At 37.1% G+C, this 20,191-nt stretch carries 17 protein-coding genes; 2 read left to right on the forward strand and 15 right to left on the reverse strand.

Annotated elements, in window-relative coordinates; translation table 11 throughout:
- Position 1 precedes the first annotated feature (1 nt).
- The 9 genes from HF876_RS12020 to hflK form a co-directional block, all read right to left on the reverse strand.
- Positions 2–1,357 carry a replication initiation and membrane attachment family protein gene (locus HF876_RS12020; protein WP_169360329.1) on the reverse strand — a complete coding sequence of 452 codons (1,356 nt, stop codon included), beginning with the start codon at positions 1,355–1,357 and terminating at the stop codon, positions 2–4.
- 30 nt (positions 1,358–1,387) lie between these two features.
- Positions 1,388–1,852, reverse strand: coding sequence for a transcriptional regulator NrdR (gene nrdR, locus HF876_RS12025; RefSeq protein WP_169360301.1), 465 nt, complete (start codon positions 1,850–1,852; stop codon positions 1,388–1,390).
- A gap of 118 nt (positions 1,853–1,970) precedes the next feature.
- Positions 1,971–2,354, reverse strand: coding sequence for an adenosylmethionine decarboxylase (gene speD, locus HF876_RS12030; protein WP_169360302.1), 384 nt, complete (start codon positions 2,352–2,354; stop codon positions 1,971–1,973).
- Positions 2,355–2,628: 274 nt separating this feature from the next.
- Positions 2,629–3,633 (reverse strand): glyceraldehyde-3-phosphate dehydrogenase, encoded by a 1,005-nt coding sequence (locus HF876_RS12035; protein WP_169360303.1) that lies wholly within the window; start codon positions 3,631–3,633, stop codon positions 2,629–2,631.
- 124 nt (positions 3,634–3,757) lie between these two features.
- A complete protein-coding gene (gene coaE / locus HF876_RS12040) occupies positions 3,758–4,345 on the reverse strand; it encodes a dephospho-CoA kinase (protein WP_169360304.1) in 588 nt (195 codons plus the stop codon).
- Positions 4,346–4,358: 13 nt separating this feature from the next.
- Entirely contained in the window at positions 4,359–5,234 is an 876-nt protein-coding gene (gene mutM, locus HF876_RS12045) for a bifunctional DNA-formamidopyrimidine glycosylase/DNA-(apurinic or apyrimidinic site) lyase (RefSeq protein WP_169360305.1), read from the reverse strand.
- Positions 5,235–5,246: 12 nt separating this feature from the next.
- Positions 5,247–7,874 (reverse strand): DNA polymerase I, encoded by a 2,628-nt coding sequence (polA, locus tag HF876_RS12050; protein WP_169360306.1) that lies wholly within the window; start codon positions 7,872–7,874, stop codon positions 5,247–5,249.
- Positions 7,875–8,391: 517 nt separating this feature from the next.
- Positions 8,392–9,363 carry a protease modulator HflC gene (gene hflC / locus HF876_RS12055; protein ID WP_169360307.1) on the reverse strand — a complete coding sequence of 324 codons (972 nt, stop codon included), beginning with the start codon at positions 9,361–9,363 and terminating at the stop codon, positions 8,392–8,394.
- Positions 9,363–10,352 carry an FtsH protease activity modulator HflK gene (gene hflK, locus HF876_RS12060; RefSeq protein ID WP_169360308.1) on the reverse strand — a complete coding sequence of 330 codons (990 nt, stop codon included), beginning with the start codon at positions 10,350–10,352 and terminating at the stop codon, positions 9,363–9,365. The genes hflC and hflK overlap by 1 nt, the downstream gene beginning before the upstream one ends.
- Before the next feature lie 294 nt (positions 10,353–10,646).
- On the opposite strand from hflK, the gene HF876_RS12065 reads away from it, so the two are divergent.
- Complete coding sequence (locus tag HF876_RS12065; RefSeq protein WP_169360309.1) at positions 10,647–11,318, forward strand: 5'-methylthioadenosine/S-adenosylhomocysteine nucleosidase family protein; 672 nt, start codon at positions 10,647–10,649, stop codon at positions 11,316–11,318.
- Positions 11,319–11,828: 510 nt separating this feature from the next.
- Positions 11,829–13,205, forward strand: a complete 1,377-nt coding sequence (locus HF876_RS12070; RefSeq protein WP_169360310.1) for an IS4 family transposase — start codon at positions 11,829–11,831, stop codon at positions 13,203–13,205.
- 427 nt (positions 13,206–13,632) lie between these two features.
- Here the strand turns inward: HF876_RS12070 and HF876_RS12075 are convergent, their stop codons facing one another.
- From HF876_RS12075 to icd, 6 genes are all read right to left on the reverse strand, one after another.
- On the reverse strand, positions 13,633–14,847 hold the full coding sequence (locus HF876_RS12075; protein WP_169360311.1) for a carboxylate--amine ligase: 1,215 nt from the start codon (positions 14,845–14,847) through the stop codon (positions 13,633–13,635).
- A 12-nt stretch (positions 14,848–14,859) separates the two neighbouring features.
- Positions 14,860–16,392, reverse strand: a complete 1,533-nt coding sequence (gene pnpS, locus HF876_RS12080) for a two-component system histidine kinase PnpS (protein WP_169360312.1) — start codon at positions 16,390–16,392, stop codon at positions 14,860–14,862.
- Complete coding sequence (locus tag HF876_RS12085; RefSeq protein WP_169360330.1) at positions 16,389–17,099, reverse strand: response regulator transcription factor; 711 nt, start codon at positions 17,097–17,099, stop codon at positions 16,389–16,391. The genes pnpS and HF876_RS12085 overlap by 4 nt, the downstream gene beginning before the upstream one ends.
- A gap of 71 nt (positions 17,100–17,170) precedes the next feature.
- A complete protein-coding gene (locus HF876_RS12090) occupies positions 17,171–17,602 on the reverse strand; it encodes a MaoC/PaaZ C-terminal domain-containing protein (protein ID WP_169360313.1) in 432 nt (143 codons plus the stop codon).
- Between the two features lie 279 nt (positions 17,603–17,881).
- Positions 17,882–18,820: a malate dehydrogenase gene (mdh, locus tag HF876_RS12095; protein WP_169360314.1), complete on the reverse strand. Its 939-nt coding sequence runs from the start codon at positions 18,818–18,820 to the stop codon at positions 17,882–17,884.
- An 82-nt stretch (positions 18,821–18,902) separates the two neighbouring features.
- Entirely contained in the window at positions 18,903–20,168 is a 1,266-nt protein-coding gene (gene icd / locus HF876_RS12100; RefSeq protein ID WP_169360315.1) for an NADP-dependent isocitrate dehydrogenase, read from the reverse strand.
- Positions 20,169–20,191: the final 23 nt, after the last annotated feature.

Consider the following 20,191-nt stretch of genomic DNA (forward strand, 5'->3'; position numbering starts at 1 on the left):
CCTACCTTTTCATCATTCCTAGTTCTTCTAATAGCTTTTGTCTTTCAGCATCTATATCTTGTATGCCATTCGTTTCTTTTCCTGTACGCTTTAACTCGTCATCTTTTTTATAAAACCAATCTGGCACCTTTTCTTCTCTAGTCGGTTTTTTCGAATATGTCTTTTGCTTAGATCCTTCGCTTTTCCATTTCATGTACTGCTCGTGCTCGTTTCTTGCTAATTCCATAGCTTCCTTAGCTGTCTTAACGTCCTTACGCATCCAGTGAGAAGCAATCTTTTCAGCATAATTCTTCGTCAGCTTCATGTCTGTACGAAGAAGCACATACTGTAACAGAACATTAACTACCCCGATCGGCATTTTATAATGCGTGACAAAATAATTGGCTAACTGAACGTCTGCAAGTATAGGTTCTTTCCCATTAGCAATATCCTTCAAGACCTTTGCAGGAGCAGTCGTTTCCAAATATTGAATCAGCTCTTCTTCTTTGGTTAGTTTCTTTTCGTCTGTTTGTACTACTTTCGAAGCTGGTTCTATTTTTTGAATAACTGGGGCAGTGCGAGAGACCGTTAGCTTATAATACTCTGCACAAGCTTTTTTCAATCTAGCATCCGAAAGACGAAGTTCATCATCCAAAGCTAGAATAACGACCTTTTGCATTTCTACTGGCGATAGATTATACAAAAATGCAAGCTTTGCAATTACTTCCTTAGCTTCTGTTGTCATGGCAGACTTCGGAACCAGTTGCTCAGATAGGCCATCTTGCAGCAAGGAGAAATCGAAATCCTCGTAATAGAAAGGTACAGAACTATTTCGTGTCTTTGACTGGAAATTTTCTTCCGTTGATGCAGGTAAACCTGTTTTAGTAGTTGGTTTAAAAACATCCACAAAGGTTCTTGAGACGTCTGTATACTCATGTTGCCAGTTAGACGTTTGAATGTAACGGCTTCTAAGCTGTTTATATGCACTTTCCCCAATTTTGTTTAGTAGGAACATGGATAACAAAGGATCCTTTAGAAAAGATTCCGCATCTAGAGGAGCTTCAAGTTCATAGCAGAAGCTGCGTCCATCTCCATTGGGCTTTTGCCAAGTGCGCAGCAGACCAATTGCTTCTAGTGCTATTCTCGCTTGAAAAACTTTCCCCAATGATAAGCCAAGGACATTTAATAAATGATAATGTGTCCATTGGTTTTCACTTTGCATTTCTCCATCAGCCCATAACGTCAAATAAAGGCTCATGCTTTCTGCTCCGACTAGTGGCTGATAAAATAACGTTAGCAGCTGACGATCATAATCAGAAAAAGAATACGGCAAGCGAATCATATATGTATCTGTCGAGTGTAGCTCCTTATATAACATCACTTGTTTACCTACTCCTTAAATAATTGCTTATAATGAAGGATTCTTTTTTAAGATCTCCTTTAACTCATCAATGAAAACATTTATGTCTTTAAACTGGCGATATACGGAAGCGAATCTTACATAGGCAACCTCATCAATCTCAGCAAGCTTGTCCATGACCTTTTCGCCAACTTCCTCTGATTTAACTTCAGAGTTACCTGTTCTTCTTAGTTCCTTTTCAATATAAAACACAACTTCCTCTAATTGGTCAAGTGCAACAGGTCTCTTCTCACATGCACGTATTAGCCCTCGCAATATTTTCTCTCGGCTGAATTCTTCACGAGATCCATCTTTCTTTACGACAATTAAAGGAGTTTCCTCTACCTTTTCAAAGGTCGTGAAGCGAAACCCACAATCCTCACACTCTCTCCTTCTTCTAATTGCCTTATTATCATCTATCGGTCTGGAATCGACCACTTTAGTGCCATTAAATTGGCATGCTGGGCATTTCATAGAACCTCTCCTAAACGTTTGCTTTAATTTTGTATACCTATTATAACAACTTTTCCTCATAAAATCGAAAAAGCAGAGGAATAAATTCCTCTGCTCACTCAGTTTTGTTCATGTTTCATTACACTTGAACTGTCATGCGTTCTTTAGGTGCCTTGACTGGACCCATTCCACGTGGCATTTCGAGCGTTTCGCGTGTTCCAGCATTAAGAGCATCTGCAATATAGTTAGCCGCGATTGATGGATCTAAATCACCACAAGTATACACATCAATGCTTGCATAACCGTGCTCTGGAAAGCTGTGAATCGTTAGATGCGACTCGGAAATTATAACGACTCCACTTACACCTTGTGGTGCAAATTTGTGAAATGCAACTTCTCTAACTTCTGCACCTGATTTTAGTGCAGCATCAACAAATGTTTGTTCGATAAATTGCATATCGTTAAGTTTGTCGAAATCGCACTCCCATAGTTCTGCAATAATGTGACGTCCCATTGTCTCCAATGTCCGTTTCCCCCTTTGATAAGTTTTATTTTTAACATCAAAGTTGACTACCACGGGGGAAAGTTAGTCCTAAGAGGTCCTAACCCTTTAAGTAGTCTATGTACTAGAAGTACACGATTTCCATTATAAAACATTTTAACTAATAGTGCAATATAAAAACCTCTTTCTAGTAATACTAGAAAGAGGTAGGTATTATGTTAATATTAGGAAAAAATATTCATTAGTAAAGCATAATGTCAGACTCAATTAAATTAAATAATAAGTTATTCCGATATTACAATCCACTTGCAACTTTTTTAGCTAAGTCTACCACTCTTGCAGAATAACCCCATTCATTATCATACCAAGCAAGTACTTTAACTTTTGTTTTACCCATTACCATAGTAGTCAGTCCATCTACAGTACTAGAATTAGTAGTTGTATTGAAATCAATCGAAACCAATGGCTCATGCGTAATTCCCAAAATGCCCTTCATAGAGCCCTCGGCTGCTTTTTGGAACGCAGCATTTACTTCTTCCGCTGTCACTTCTTGTTGAACATCCACAACTAAATCTACTAAAGAAACATTAGGAGTAGGAACGCGTAAAGCCATTCCATGAATCTTTCCTTCTAGCTCTGGCAATACAAGTGAAAGGGCTTTCGCTGCACCGGTCGAAGTAGGAATAATAGATTGCCCGCATGAACGCGCACGTCTTAAATCTTTATGGGGATTATCTAAATTATTTTGGTCATTTGTATAGGCATGAACTGTAGTCATTAAACCGTTTTCAATACCAAAGGCATCGTTTAATACTTTTACTACTGGTGCCAAACAATTAGTTGTACAGCTTGCATTTGAGATGATTTGGTGATTTACTACGTCTAGCTTTTCATCGTTTACACCAATGACAATCGTTGCGTCTTCATTTTTGGCAGGCGCTGTAATAACAACCTTCTTAGCCCCAGCTTTTATGTGACCAGAAGCTTTTTCTCCATCATTAAATTTACCTGTAGATTCAATTACGATATCTACATTCAATTCTTTCCATGGAAGCTTTTCTGGCTCACGCTCGTTGACGATCTGTACATGTTTACCATTTACGATTAGAGCATTATCCCCAATCTCAATTTCTCCAGAGAAAGTTCCATGTGTAGAATCATATCTTATTAGGTGAGCTAAAGTTTCTAATGGGTATCTAGCATTAATAGCTACTACATTAAGTTCCTCTTGTACGATCGCTTGGCGAAATACCATTCTACCGATTCTTCCAAAACCATTGATTGCAATTGAAGCTGACATATAATAAGTCCTCCTATAACGTGTGATACTTTTTCTTTTATATTCATGCATTAGTATAACACAATTTTAGAATTATGTAGCCTTAAAATACCCTGTTTTTAAATTCGTTATTTTCAAATAATTATTACTTCCAAGCTCTAAGAATTTTTTCTAGTTGCTCCCTAGTTGACTCCAAAGTGCCGTTATTATAAATGACAGCATCTGCGCCCTTCTCCTTAATAGACAAAGGCAACTGAGATTGAATTCTTGCTTTAGCTTCCTCTTTGGAATAATTATTTCTAGCCATTAGCCTGTTCAGTTGAGTTTCTTCTGATACTGTAACGACAATAATTTTATCCACGTAAGATTGTAGCTTACTTTCAAAAAGCAATGGGATATCCATAATAATAACCGGATGACCTGCTAGTAACATTTCCTCTTTTTGTCTCATCATTTCCGCTCGAATGGCTGGATGCATGATATCATTCAGCTGCTTTCTTTGGGCGGGCGAAGAAAAAATTATTTCACCTAGCTTCGGACGATTTAGTTCACCATCCACATTAAGTATCTCGTCTCCAAAAACCTCCGTTATTGCTTGAAGAGCATCTGTTCCTTTTTCCACAACGATTCTTGCTACAAGATCTGCATCAATAATCGGATAGTTCATTTCCTTCAACATATTTGCTACTGTACTTTTACCGCTGGCAATACTTCCAGTCAAACCAATAATCATGATGAATCCTCCATTACTTTTGACACGAACCACAATAGGTAGATGTTCGGCCAGCTATTGTTTTCTGCTTAGTAGCCTTCCCACAGATTGGGCAGCTTTTTTTACTATACATTTGTAGTCTATGCTGCATCGTTCCTGCTCCGCCATTTATAGAACGATAATCTGAAATAGTACTTCCACCATTTTCAATGCTGTCTAATAGCACTGCTACAATTTCATGGAACAACTGAATTTTTCTAGCTTTACTAATTCTTTTTACTGTCCGTGCAGGATGTATTCTAAGATTAAATAATGCCTCTGTAGCATATATGTTGCCACAGCCTGAAACGACATGACCATCCATTATAAATTCCTTGATTGCCTTGTTTTCATAACGAGGTAAGCTGCTCATATAGAGGAAATGCTCTAGTGCATGATCAGCAAAAGGCTCAGGGGCCATCAAAAGTAATGGGGGATAATCTGCCTCTGTTTCTAATAGACGCAGCTCGCCAAAGCGACGTATGTCCGCATATACAAGCATGTCTCCCTCTTCAAAGTTAAGCGTGACGTGACTATGCTTTTTAAACTTTTCCTCTAAGATGTCATCCAAGGTCCTTACATAGAACCAAGCACCTGACATACCCAAATGAGAAACAAGCAGAAATGGTTCTCCATTTTGGTTTTTCAAATGAAAGTAAATATATTTCGAGCGACGTTCAATTCGAGCGATCACCATACCAGGAAGAGCAGCCTGGAATGACTCCACGTCTGCTCCCTTGATAATAGCTTCCTTTCCAACTTGCTTTGATTTTATGATGGTTGGAGAAACATCCACTGATTGAATCAACTTACCTGTGACAACAGGCTGAAGTCCTCGAACAACACCTTCCACCTCTGGTAATTCTGGCATACATAAAACTCCTTACTTTGTATCGTACCAAGATGATCCAAATGCATACTCCACTTTTAGAGGAACGTTTAGCTCAATCGCAGATTCCATTACCTCAGGAACAATCTTCTCAAGCAGTGCAATCTCTTCTGGAGGAGCCTCGAATATTAGCTCATCATGTACTTGAAGAAGCATCTTGGTTTGCATGTTTTCTTTTTTAAGTCGTGCTGCCATATCAATCATCGCTTTTTTAATGATATCTGCTGCGCTTCCTTGTATAGGCGTGTTCATAGCTGTGCGTTCAGCAAAGCTTCTCAAATTAAAATTAGAGCTAGTTATTTCCGGCAAATATCTTCTGCGATTCAAAATGGTCGTAACGAACCCTTTTTGCTTAGCTGTTTGAATACTGTCATCCATATATTCCTTTACCCCTGGGAAGCTTTTCAAATACTTTTCGATAAATATAGCAGCTTCTTTACGAGTAATATCTAAGCTTTGAGATAGACCGTAATCACTAATTCCATAAACGATACCAAAGTTAACTGCTTTTGCTGCGCGGCGCATATTTGAATCGACAGCGTCAGCCTCGACATGGAATACATCCATAGCTGTTTTAGTATGGATGTCCATATTATTCTTAAAGGCTTCCATCAAGTTTGCATCCTCTGCCATATGGGCAAGCACTCGTAGCTCTATTTGAGAATAATCGGCTGCAAACATAACCCATTCAGGATTACTTGGTACAAACGCTTTACGAATTTTTCTACCTTCCTCAAGACGGATTGGAATGTTTTGTAAGTTAGGGTTGATAGAGCTTAAGCGTCCTGTTGTTGTAAGCGCCTGTTGGTATCTCGTATGAATTTTCCCGTCACTCTCATGGATTTCTTTTAAAAGTCCTTCGATATAGGTTGAATTTAACTTCCCTAATTGACGGTACATTAGAATCTGTTCAATAATTTCATGCTCACTAGCTAGTTTCTCTAACACATCAGCTGCTGTAGAATAGCCAGTCTTCGTTTTCTTAATAGGTGGCAGCCCTAGTTTTTCAAAAAGGATAACGCCAAGCTGCTTTGGTGAATTAATATTAAATGCTTCTCCCGCTAAAGCATGGATGTCACCTTCAATTTGCTTCAGCTTGATTTCTAAATCATGTCCCATCTCAACAAGTACTTGCTTATCCACCTTTACTCCATCCGATTCCATTGTTCCTAAAATAGATGCTAGTGGTAATTCCAGTTCCTTGTAGAGCTTAAATTGTTCATTTTCTTTTAATTTCTTTTCAAGTATAGGTTTTAAATGCCATAAAGCCAGTGCCTTTCTAGTGGCATGCTCCGCAAGCTTCTCTTGCTCGGGAACAGACTTTTTGGCTCCTTTTCCGTAAATTTGCTCATTGCTTAATACGTTATAATAACCATATTCTTTCCCTATTGTTGCAACATCATCTGCAGTCAAAGATGCATTATCTATATAGGCTGCCAGTGTTAGGTCAAACTCCACCCCAGCAATGCTTACTCCATGTTTTCTACTTACTGCTTGCGTTGCTTTTGAATCCACCACATATTTTATTTTGGACTCATCCTCTAGCCAAGCACAAAATTCTTTTGATTGGAAAGCTGTTTCGCCAGGAATAAAATAAGATTTTTCCCCATCTGACAATGCAATGCCCAATAAATCCGCTCTATGGTACTGTTCATCATATAATTCTAGGTGCAGGGACATTTCATCTACTAAGAAACTAGAGTTCACGTTCTCTACAATTTCAAAAGTCGTTTCCGTGGTAGAATGCTCCTCTGCCACATACTCCGTTTTTTCCAATAAAGTTTTAAAGGATAGCTCCTTCCATATGGAAATGACGTCATCCATGTTTGGACCACTATAAGTGATATCCTCAAGTGACACCTCGATAGGAGCGTTTATTTCAATAGTTGCAAGCTCCTTGCTCATCTTCGCCTGCTCTTCATTGGCTATAAGCTTTTCTTTTAGCTTAGCACCACTAACTGAATCGAGTGCTTGGTATAGTTGCTCAACAGATCCATGCTCCTTTAAAAGTTTAATGGCTGTTTTTTCACCAACGCCTGGAACTCCCGGAATGTTATCAGAGGAATCCCCCATTAATCCCTTCATATCGATGATTTGAAGTGGTGTAAGTCCGTATTTTTCTTGAACGTGCTCTGGTGTATATTTCTCTATGTCTGTTATTCCTTTTCTCGTAATATACACTGTAGTCGAATCAGTAGCTAGCTGAGTTAAATCCTTGTCACCTGACACAATGACAACCTGCTGTCCCTTCTTTTCAGCCTGTCGACTTAGAGTCCCTATAATATCGTCTGCCTCGTACATTTCCAGCTCATATCGTTTAATGCCATAAGCATCTATAAGCTTGCGTAAATATGGAAATTGCTCTGAAAGCTCGGGTGGAGTCTTCTGTCTTCCTCCCTTATATTCTTCAAAAGTGGAATGGCGGAAGGTAGTTTTTCCTGCATCAAATGCCACGAGCATGTGTGTAGGATTCTCTTCATCCATAATTTTTTGAAGCATCATTGTAAAGCCGTAAACAGCGTTTGTATGTATTCCATGTTCGTTCGTTAATAAAGGAAGGGCAAAGAATGCACGATAAGCTAAACTATTCCCATCTAATAATAGAATTTTTTCAGATGACATGAATTATTCACTCCTTAGTTATATTGTTTTACATTTACTAGTATTTAAAATATTTTTTATTGGCGATGTTAAAGGTTAGGGTTGATTTATAATCCAAAGAAATCTTAGATCAGAGAGTAGAATTGATTTCCGCCCCAGCCGGACGCTTTCCTCGGGGTGAGCGATAAGCCACCACCCATCGCTAGCGCGCGTGGTTGTGGTGTCTTATCTGTCTCACTCATCCCGTAGGAGTTGCCGTCTGGCGCTCCAATCAATAAATGGGAACAGCTTTAGCATTGATCGCTAAAAAATTTACTCGCATAAATAAAGCAGAAAAACTGTCACCAATCCCAATTTCATCATCTATTTATGTTCTTAATAGCCATTTGAAAGTTCCTGTGCGCATGTTTATAGTCACAATAAAAAAATTGTTATTCTAAATCAACCAATAACTTTAACAAAGCTTTTTTATTAAATAAAATAAAATCGTCATTCCCTATATCTTACCACGACAGTAAGGGGAATGACGATTCATATACTATTCTAAGTATCCAGATAGGATGTTGGCATAAGGTGAATCGGACGGAATAACAATCATTGTATCTTCACCGATTGTCTTCTTATAGGATTCTAACGTTCTATATAAAGAATAAAATTCAGGGTCCTTTGAAAAGCTAGTATTATAAATTCTTGCAGCCTCCGCATCCCCTTCAGCTCTTAGAAGAGCAGCCTCTTTTTTAGCTTCAGCTATCATCTTCGTAACTGTACTATCCGTTTCCGCTTCAATTCTTCTCTTATCAGCATCACCAGTAGACAAAAACTTTTGAGCAACACTTTCACGGTCGGAAATCATCTCGTTATATACAGACTGCTCATTTTCTTCTGGCAGGTCAGTTCTTTTAATACGTACATCTACTACTTCTATTCCATATTTATCTTTAGATAGAAGTTCATTTACTTCTTTAGTAATCTGGTCATTTAAACTACCACGAGATGAATTTTCATCATTAATGATTTCACTATAATTTAATTGACCCAGCTCTGATCGCACTACTGAATAAATAAATTCCTCCATACGAGAGCTTGCATTTACTATGTTACCAGCATTAGAAATCATGTCCTTTGGATTGACTACTCTCCAAACTGCATAATTATCGATAATTATACGTCGCTTATCCATTGTATTGATCTCTGCCTCAGATAAATTATGATTCATTTGGTATTTTGGAATGGTAGTTACACTTTGTATAAATGGTATTTTCATATGCAAGCCGGGAGAATCTTTAATACTTTTAATCTCACCGAACTGACGAATAACTCTATATTCCCCCTCCTTGACTACATATATATTAGCGAGGGCAATTACTGCAAGTACAAAGACTACAAAAATTGAAATGAACGATTTAGTATGCTTTTTATAATCAATGGGAGTCTTTTCTTTTTTAGGTTTGTTAGGCACAGTTTTAAACTTTGACTCTAAATTTGCAAAAGGGTTGTTGTTATCTGACATTATTGTCCACTCCCTTCTTCAGGCTTTTTCTCAGTAGTAGTGCTAGGCGGTGGTGCACTTTGTTTAGAGGACTCTATTTGTTGAAGTGGTAAATACTTCATCGTCCCACCTTCATCATTCATTATATAAATTTTAGCATTAGGCAAAACAGCTTCCAATGTTTCCATTACTAATCGCTGTCTAGTGATTTCCTTATTATTTTGATATTCGGCATATAGCTTATCAAATAAGGCAACATCTCCTTTTGCCTGTTCAATACGTGCTGTTTGGTAGCCTATAGCCTCTGATTTAATAGCATCAACTTCACCTTCAGCCACACTAACCTTTTCATTTACATACTTTTCTGCCTGGTTTACTTTTGTATTTTTAGTTTCTTCCGCATCCGTTACCGCTGTAAATGCAGCCCTAACTTCTGCATTCGGAAGCTCTACGTCTTGTAGCTTTACCGTCAACACAGTAATACCAATTTCATATTTATTAATCAATGAAGCAAGCAACTCATTTGTATCTGCTTCAATTTGAGCCTTACCTGAAGTTAAAGCATCATCAATTTTCGAATTTCCGATTACTGAACGAATAGATGCTGAGGTTGCATCATGTAACATTTCCTTTGGATTTTCAGAATTAAACAAGTATGCTTTAGGATCTGTGATTTTATACTGAACAACCAAGTCTGTTAAAACGATATTGTCGTCTCCAGTAATCATTTTAGTATCCTTGTCATAAGAAGTGATTTCCCCATTCGCGTCTTGCTTATAACCAAACTGTAAACTGAAGGTTTCTTTCGATAGCTTTTCTACCTTCTGTATTGGCCAAGGAAACTTAAATTTCAATCCTGATTCTGTTATTGGCTCGCTTGCATCTCCAAATGTAATGACTATTGCTTGTTCGGATTCATCTACTGTATACCAAGATGTAAATACTGCGGATAGAAGAACAATGCCAACAATAGATACAGCGATAATAGTTAACAATCTTTTTGTACTCATATTTTTCCCCCTTCTCTATGTATAGTTATTTTACGGACCTGATGAAGGAAAGTTTCAAAAATTTCAAAACTGACTATTTCTTTTTGGCACGGCTTAGATAAGGGGTGTTTTTCGAAGCGTGGATATCTTTCGTGAAATGTTACATTTAAATGTGCGGAAGCGAGCTAGTAAAAAAGGATATTTGCCTATTAATGTTTAATAGGTAATGAACAGAGTAAAAAAAGAATAGTCAAATGATAAAAAATGAAATTAAAACGTGTAGGGGACAAACTTTATTTGTAGGGTGATAAATCGATGATTGGAATAAGCATTGCAACGAAGTGGGAATACGAAGCGACCTTGGAGTACTTTAGCATAAAAAATAACGTACGTTTCAGTTACCCATACGGTGATTATTTCATAAGAACAATTAATGATACTGAACTTGTTTTTTATAGTACAGGTGTAAGAAAAGTAAATGGTGTTGGTGGCAATCAGTATATGATTTCTAAATTTGATTTAACTAAAGTGATCGTTGCCGGAACATGCGCAGGAATAGATGAGAAGTACAGAAATTTGGATATTTTTGTACCCAATAAAGCCGTTCAATATGATTGTACAGTAAAAGAAATTGAGCCTTTTATTAAACCCTCCTTCATAGTCGATATTGATTTATCTAAATATGGAGATGATTTTTATACAGGAACCATTGGCACTGCTGATAAAGCAGTTGTTATGTGGGAGGACTATTTAGAACTTAAAGATCACGAAATAACAATTGCCGATACAGAAGCGAGCGCAATTGCTTATATCTGCAAGAAGAATGATGTTGAATGCATTATTATTAAAGGAATATCTGATTTTCCGACAGATGAAAGAAACTCCAATAAACTTCAATCGAACATAGAACAAATTAATGTTTATTTAGAAAATACGCCCAAGGTTATGAACAAAATATTTGGAAACTATTTAAAAAGATTCATTTAAATCAATTTTCTTAGAACTTCTTTGCAAGGGACACGTATTTAAAGTAGGCTAGTTTGGAGGGAGATTTATGCTCTATGATAACATCAGTCAGTTCTTAATAAATTTATTCATTTGGTGGGGTTTCCTACTCATCTTTCAAAGATTGAACAACCGTTATCCCAAAAATAACACTTGGAAAAAAGATATAATATCAACTTTCATTCAAAGTATGGTAGTCTTACTTGTTTTGTTTCCTATTTTATCTTTCATTTTATAATCGTGTGTTAGATATACTTTGATAATTTTGGTGAAGTTGCTTGTTCAAATGAGGAGCATTTTAATAGATGAAGTTAAAGTAAGCTTAAAGATAATGTTTGTAGCAAGCAATTTATAATCTCTTCTTTTGTGCCACACCCCCTATGATTGTAGCGCAGGCGGCGACTCCAGTGGGATGACATAGCTATCAAGTTAAGAAGTTTATAAAAACCCTCGAGGTTGGTATAGAAAACTAACCAACAGGAGGTGCTTCACATGAAAAAAACAGATTTAGACGAATGGAAACTCTTAATGGAACAATTGTATAAACTATTTTCCCCAGATAAGTTGGATTGTTGGGCCAAAGAATCAGGATGGATCAAACGAAAACGAAAGCTTGATGCGTATTCATTTCTCCACATCCTTCTTTATCATTGCGGAAACCTGGCCGGCAGTTCGCTACGCGAGCTCAGCCTGTCATTAGAAGAAACCTGTCATATTTCTATGACTCCAGAGGCAATAAACCAACGTTTAAATAAAGAATTAATCGTATTTCTAAAAAAGTGTTTGGAACATTTTATACAAGTGGAGTTAAATTATCAGTTGCCGATCAGTGACGAACTACGAAAATTTTGTGAGAGGATCCGTATAATAGACGCGACCATCCATTCCCTTCCTTCGGATTTGAAGGAGACTTTTCCTGGCGTCTATCGAGCCGAATTAAAATGCCAACTGGAGTATGAATTCCTGACAGGACAGTTCATATTGGCTGACTGGATGAACGGAAAGGAAAACGATTCTCTATATGGGAAGAATCGATTAGAGACGGTCTCACCTGGCGATTTATTTCTACAAGACTTGGGTTATTTCCATCTACCCACCTTCCAAAAAATTGATGAGTCCGGGGGCTATTTCGTCTCTAGAGTTCGACCAGATTGTTCTATCTATACAGGGAATCCCAACCCTCGTTACCATGCCGATGGCAGGGTCGTCAAATCCTCTTTTTATCAGAAGGAATCTTTGGCAGAGCACCTGGAACAAATGGAGCGTGGCTCCGTAAGGGAATGGGAGGAAGTTTATGTGGGGTATGACTATAAATTCCCTACCCGTTTAATTTTGTATCGCCATACAGAGGAACAAGATAAAAGTGATCAGTATAAACGTAAACATTCACGTTACCAGACAAAGGAGCACGTAAGAGCGCTAGATGGGGCGACGATTATTATGACAAACCTCCCGGATACTATCCCAGCTGAGAAAGTGATGGACCTTTACCGATTGCGCTGGCAGATCGAGTTATTGTTTAAAGGATGGAAATCTAATTTCCCGACCACTTTTTATAAACAGATAAAGGAAGAACGTGTCCTATGTCATTTTTTCGCTCATTTATTATTGTTTCTAATCACAACTACAACAACTTATCAGGCACGTTTATTCTTGCTAGAGAAATCTAGAATAGAGATAAGCATTCAAAAGGGCATCTCAGTTGCACTACGCTTTATTCGCTTGATGTTTGAAAGCATAAAAAAATACACCAAGCTTACCAATGGGGTACTGAAAAGGTTTCATGGTGCTCTTTGTAAACATGCATTGAAAACAAAAGGGCCACCTGAAAAGGATCCATTGATTATACTCGGTGCAAATTACAGTTAGTATTCTATGCCCTGTATAGAAAGAAATTAAACTCACATTTTTTGGTTAAACCAAAAAGTGTTAATTTCATATGGTCTAATTTTCAAAAATACCAGTTCATATGAGAGTGAATGACGTAAATTTTTCTTAACTTGATAGCTATGCAGTGGGATGAGTGAGACAGATAAGACATCACAACCACGCGCGTTAGCGATGGGTGATGGCTTATCGCTCACCCCACGGAAAGCGTTCGCCTAGAGCGGAAATCTCTCCTCTCTTATTCCTTATATCCATATAAAGTTTATAATGGTGAAATGAGATTAATTCTACAAATTAAAAGGCCAGCAATAAATGCTGGCCTTTTAAAATATTTCATTTGGAAAAGGGGGTCTACCTAAACTCTATCAAAGCATTGTAAATGGCATGTGAATTTCTTGTAAAAATTTACTTACCACTGATTATTTTTGTACTTTTTATAATAATTCACCTGACGAGCCATCAAATATAACTTACGTTTGAAATGCTTGTCCCCTTTATAAAACAACGGGTTACCCCACTTACCTTCCCCTAACAGTAAACGAATTTCCTGCTGGATAGATAGATTATCCACAAATTTCTTCAACACTATTTTAGGAACAACCGTAAATAGGTAATGTTCATTTAATAGAGTCAAAGGCTTTTCTTTGTTATAAATAACGTCATCCACAATATATCGTGCCATGTTATGTCCCAGTGCAGTTACATAATAGCTTGATCTACCTTGTCTAATATTGACTTCAAAAACTTTATATTTTCCGTCTCGCTCATCGTATTTTAAGTCGAAGTTAGCAAAGCCAACGTATCCAACTGCCTCTAAGAAGTGTTGAAGTTTTTTCATTAACTCTTCATCGTAACGAGTAATAAGAGCAGTATAATTTCCTATTGCAGTCACTGTATGCTCTTGTAAAACTACTTGAGCAAGTGTACTTAGCTGTGCCTGCCCTTTTGAGCTAACATAAAATACAGAATCCCACATGTAAGTATCGTCTCCAGGAATATAATCCTGGATGATCAAATCTTCCTTATAGCCGCTCTCATTTACTTTGCGAATAACTTCATCTAATTCTTGCTGAGACTCTACTCGATATACTTTTTGTTGACCAGCAAATTTATGCTTATAATATTCTACACCGTTACTAGGCTTAATGATTAACGGGAAAAGCACCTCTTCAGTAAAAGGTTGTTTTTTAGAGCATGAGTAGAAATATGTTTTAGGTGTGTCGATTCCATGCTCTTCACAAAGCTTATAAAAGTTCGATTTTACTAAAAGGTTGTTCATTAGATCCTCGGTCATATAGTTAAACACATACATTTCTTTTAAAACGTCTGCATTCTCAATGATTAAACGAACATAAAAATCATTCGTGCCGATTAATAGTAACTGCTTATCTGCTGTTTTATATTTTTTTGCTACTTCTGTCAAAACGGATACAAAAGCAGATTGGTCCCATAAGTTTGAGTGTATTTCAATATGTTCAATGACACTGCTTAATTTAGTGAAGGACATTTCTTCTTTACCTACTAAAATTGGTTTAATACCATACTCCTCGTGAAAGGAAATGGACATATTGTATGCGTTCATATCTGTCCCAATTATAATAGGGATAAAGGGTTGATTATTCATGATGGACCTCCATTAACTTTTCGTGAGTGGAATATACACAGTAAAAGCTGTACCTTTTCCAATCTCACTTTCAACTTTTATTAAACCATGATGAGCTTCTACGATATGCTTGACGATTGCCAAGCCTAATCCTGTACCACCTGAATTACGACTTCTTGCACGGTCCACTCGATAAAAACGTTCAAATATGCGTTCTACCTCTTCTTCCTTAATACCAATTCCTTGGTCCTTAATTGTAAAGTAACCATATTTTTTGTCTTTTCCTATATTCACCGTGATGAAGGTATTTTCGGATGAGTAGGTAATAGCATTGGTCAATAAATTCATCATAATTTGCATAATTCGGTTGGAATCTCCCAGGACCTCTACCTTCTCATCTAAGGATAGAGTTAATTCCATATTTTTTTCTTCCAATAAATGATTTGTCATTTCCATACTTTGCATGAGTACATCATATAGTTTTACTTTACTTAACTTAATTTCATACCCTGCTTGTTCTACTGTTGATAGGTCTAATAAATCATTAATAAGCATTTGAAGACGATTGCTTTCCTTGTATATGATTTCTAAAAAAGATAATAACGTATCTTCTTTTTTATAGGCACCATATAAAAGGGTTTCCGAAAATCCTTTAATGGAAGTCACAGGAGTTTTTAATTCGTGTGAAACATTCGCAACAAAGTCTTTTCTTACCTGCTCCAGTTTAATCAATTCAGTGACATCATGAAATACTACGACAATCCCAAGCCATCTTCCATGCTCCCCGATTACAGGGGCACCGTATGCTACGAGGTGGTATGTACTTAAATTACGCTGTATTTCAATTTGTTCCTTGCTTAGCATTTCCGTCAAAAACAGCTTTTCTATAAACGTTTCTATTTGTTCGGGTAATCCAATTTTACGAAATTGTTTTCCGTCTACTTGTTCAAAGCTTAGCTGCAACTGGTTAAGAAACGAGCGATTAACTATACTCACTACTCCGCTGCGGTCTATCATGATTAATCCGCTTCCCATATTCTCAATGAGCGTTTTTAATCGTTCTTTTTCGGTTTCACGCATGATAGATATATCTTGAAGATTTCTAGCTAATATATTAATCGAATTTGTAAGCTTGGACATTCCTGAAAAACCATCCTCAAAAGCTCGTATTCGATAATTTCCTCTAGCTAGCTCCATTGCAGTTTCCGTTAAGTGCTCAACTGGCTGCGAGTATCTTTTCATTATATTAAAGCTAATGATTAAAGCAATTAGATAAGCTAATATAAGGATAAACGCTAATGCAATCCATAAATTCATTTGAATAAAATTCACATCTTCTTCTAACAAAGAAGCATTTAAATGATTAATGATTTCTTGTCTTTCCTCGGAAGTGATATTTGTTGTACTTATATAACTTTCGATATCCTCAATTTTCCCATCAATACTCGTACTAGTAGTACGCTCGATAAAAATAGGAAATATTTGAGCCAATACTAAACCGACTCCAAGTAGAATTAGTCCGATTAAAATAGAATAAATACGAAATATTCTATTGTGAAAACTCATATTGACTTTGGCTCCTCAAACTTGTATCCAAGCCCTCTAATGGTTTTAATATACATAGGCTTACGGCTATTTTCTTCAATTTTATCTCTAAGATGACTAATGTGAACATCTACAATCCTTGTATCACCCGCAAAATCGTAATTCCATACTGAGCTTAACAGCTGATCACGAGTTAACACTCTATTTTTGTTTTCAATTAAATACACTAGCAGCTCAAATTCTTTTGGGGTAAATTCTAAGGGCTGGTCATTCAAAAGAACTTCAAAGCGATCAGGAAATATTTTTAAACCGCCAAAGGTATAGTTGTCATCCGCATTTTTCTTTTGATGCTCGGATGTTAATACACTTCTACGAATCATCGCCTTTACTCTCGCAGTAACCTCTCGAGGGCTAAATGGCTTTGTCATATAGTCATCTGCTCCTAGTTCGAGTCCAAGTACTTTATCAAACTCTTCCCCTTTGGCTGTCAGCATGATTATTGGTGTTTGTATCTTTCTTAGCCTTAGCTCCTTACACACTTCCATACCATCTAGATACGGTAACATCCAGTCCAGAACGATTACATCTGGCTTTTCCTCCACAGCATAATTCAAGCCTTCACGCCCATCAGCAGCAGTAATAACTTGAAAACCAGCTTCCTCTAAATTATATTTCAATAAAGTTACAATCGAACTTTCATCATCTACTACTAATACTTTTTTCATTATCCTAGCCTCCATAGTCGATTTGAAACCCCCATTCCAAATCAGCCAACTAAACCGATACTTATTATAGTATGTTAAGGTTGTAAAGTGGGAGGAGCTACAAGAAACTTACCTTGTAAAACTGTTTCCTTTTCCTCGTTACGGCCTTCAACTTCTATACTAACTTCATTTTTATGTACATTAATATCGGTAATTACAAACGTAAATGTTATTAAGGAATAATGGTACGCAGGTACAGGAAACGTAATCTCTTGCCTATAAACATGAGAACCTGGACCAGGAAGATATTTGGATATTGCAGAAGTTACAATACCAGTCAACATAATCGTAGGTACAATTGGTTTTTCATATTCTGTTTTGGAAGCAAAATCATGTTGAATATAAAGAGGATTGTTATCATTTGTCAATCCTAAGTATAGTAGTATATCTTTATCCTCGATTTTCTCTGTGATAGACAGTTTTTCTCCGATGATTAAATCTTGTATACTCTTTCCGATTCTAGACATTCTCCCTAGCAATTATGTTTCAACTCCCTACATTTAAGTTACCTATATCTTATCAATAATTATTAGAGGAACGCAACAAACGATACTACTATATTCACGTATGGCTGAATACACTCTTTTCAACAGACGTTCCTCTGAAGGAAATGTTGCATTAGGTTTCGTCCATTAAACAAAAAGTGTTTCTTATTAATTGAGAATGCGCCATTTGTTAAACTGACTAAGTTTAACTGCATAACAAAAAATGAGTGAGAAATTAATCTCACTCATTAGATCAGACTATTAAGCTAAAACCTTCATTACTGCTTTTACTGCATCAGCAGATTTACTTAACAGATTTTTTTCTTCTTCCGTCAGATCAAGTTCTATAATCTTCTCAATGCCACCTGCTCCTAGAACGGTTGGAACTCCAAGGTAAATACCTTCCATACCATATTCCCCTTCTAAGTATGCAATGGATGGAAGAACACGTTTTTGATCCTTTAGGATAGCCTCTGCCATTTCTACAAGTGAAGCAGCCGGTGCATAGTATGCAGAACCATTGCCTAAAAGGTTAACAATTTCTGCTCCACCTTTACGAGTTCGATCCACAATAGCCTCCAGGCGATCTTTATCCATTAGTTTTTCTAAAGGTATGCCGCCAGCATATGAGTATCTTACAAGTGGAACCATGTCATCGCCATGACCTCCAAGAACAAAACCAGTTACGTCTTTAACAGATAGGTTTAATTCCTGTGCAACAAATGTACGGAACCGGGCAGTATCTAAAACTCCCGATTGACCGATCACTCTTTCCTTCGGTAGACCGGATTCCTTAAAGACAGTGTATGTCATTGCGTCAACTGGGTTGGTTAATACTAAAATCGTTGTGTTTGGAGAATATTTTATAATTTCTCCAGTAACAGCTTTCATTACTTTTTGGTTTGTCTGAACTAAATCGTCACGGCTCATGCCAGGCTTACGTGCAATACCTGCAGTAATAATTACTAAATCCGAATTCTTCGTATCTTCGTAATTAGAAGTACCAATGATATTAGCATCGAATCCTTGAACTGGTCCAGCTTCCGCCATATCTAAAGCTTTGCCTTTAGTAGGGTTTTCAGCTTGTGGTATATCCACTAATACGATATCTCCCAATTCTTTTTGTGCCAATAGGAACGCTGTAGTAGCACCTGTAAACCCGCTACCGATAACTGAGATTTTATTACGTTTCATTGTCATGTCGTAACTCTCCTTTTGTCCAAAATTGGAAAAGAGAGGAATTAATCCTCTCTTTCGTTAAACCAAATTTCATAACTTTCGATTAAAGATTTTTAATCAATTCGTCAGCAAACTCTGAACACTTAACTTCTTTAGCGCCATCCATTAGACGAGCAAAGTCGTAAGTTACTACTTTAGATTCAATTGTTTTTTCCATGGAATCCATGATTAGTTTAGCAGCTTCGTTCCAGCCAAGGTGTTCAAGCATTAATACACCAGAAAGGATTACTGAAGATGGGTTAACTTTATCTAAACCAGCATATTTTGGAGCTGTACCGTGAGTAGCTTCAAAAATAGCATGTCCAGTTACGTAGTTAATGTTAGCTCCAGGAGCGATACCAATACCACCAACTTGTGCAGCAAGTGCATCAGAGATATAATCTCCATTTAAGTTCATAGTAGCAACTACATCGAACTCTTTTGGACGAGTTAAGATTTGTTGTAAGAAGATATCAGCGATTGAATCCTTAACTAGGATCTTACCAGCTGCAATTGCATCCGATTGAGCTTTGTCAGCTGCTTCAGTACCTTGTTCTTCTTTAATTTTATCGTATTGATTCCAAGTGAATACTTTGTCACCAAATTCTTGTTCAGCCACTTCATAGCCCCAAGTTTTGAAAGCTCCTTCAGTGAACTTCATGATATTTCCTTTGTGTACTAATGTTAAAGAAGTACGACCTTCTTTAATAATGTAGTTTAATGCAGCACGCACTAAACGTTTAGTACCTTCTTCAGAAATTGGTTTAATACCGATACCTGAAGTTTCTGGGAAACGGATGTTTTTAACACCGAATTCTGTTTGTAAGAACTCGATTAGTTTTTTAGCATTGTCTGTACCTTTTGCATATTCAATACCAGCATAGATATCTTCTGTGTTTTCACGGAAAATAACCATATCAGTGTCTTCAGGACGTTTAACTGGAGATGGAACACCAGTGAAATAACGAACTGGACGTAGGCAAGTGTATAGGTCTAATTCTTGACGTAGAGCTACGTTTAATGAACGAATTCCTCCACCGATTGGTGTTGTTAAAGGTCCTTTAATAGCGATTAAGTACTCATTGATTACGTCTAAAGTTTCTTGTGGTAACCATTCACCAGTTTGGTCGAATGCTTTTTGTCCTGCAAGTACTTCTTTCCATTCAATTTTCTTTTCGCCGTTATAAGCTTTTTCTACTGCAGATTCTAATACGCGTGAAGCTGCTGCCCAGATATCAGGACCTGTTCCGTCACCTTCGATAAATGGAATGATTGCTGTGTTTGGTACGTTAAGTACACCGTTTTCTACTGTAATTTTACCAGATGTCATTATTATTTCCTCCTACTATCATA

Source organism: Psychrobacillus sp. BL-248-WT-3, assembly GCF_012843435.1.
In the GTDB taxonomy this organism is placed as follows: Bacteria; Bacillota; Bacilli; order Bacillales_A; family Planococcaceae; genus Psychrobacillus.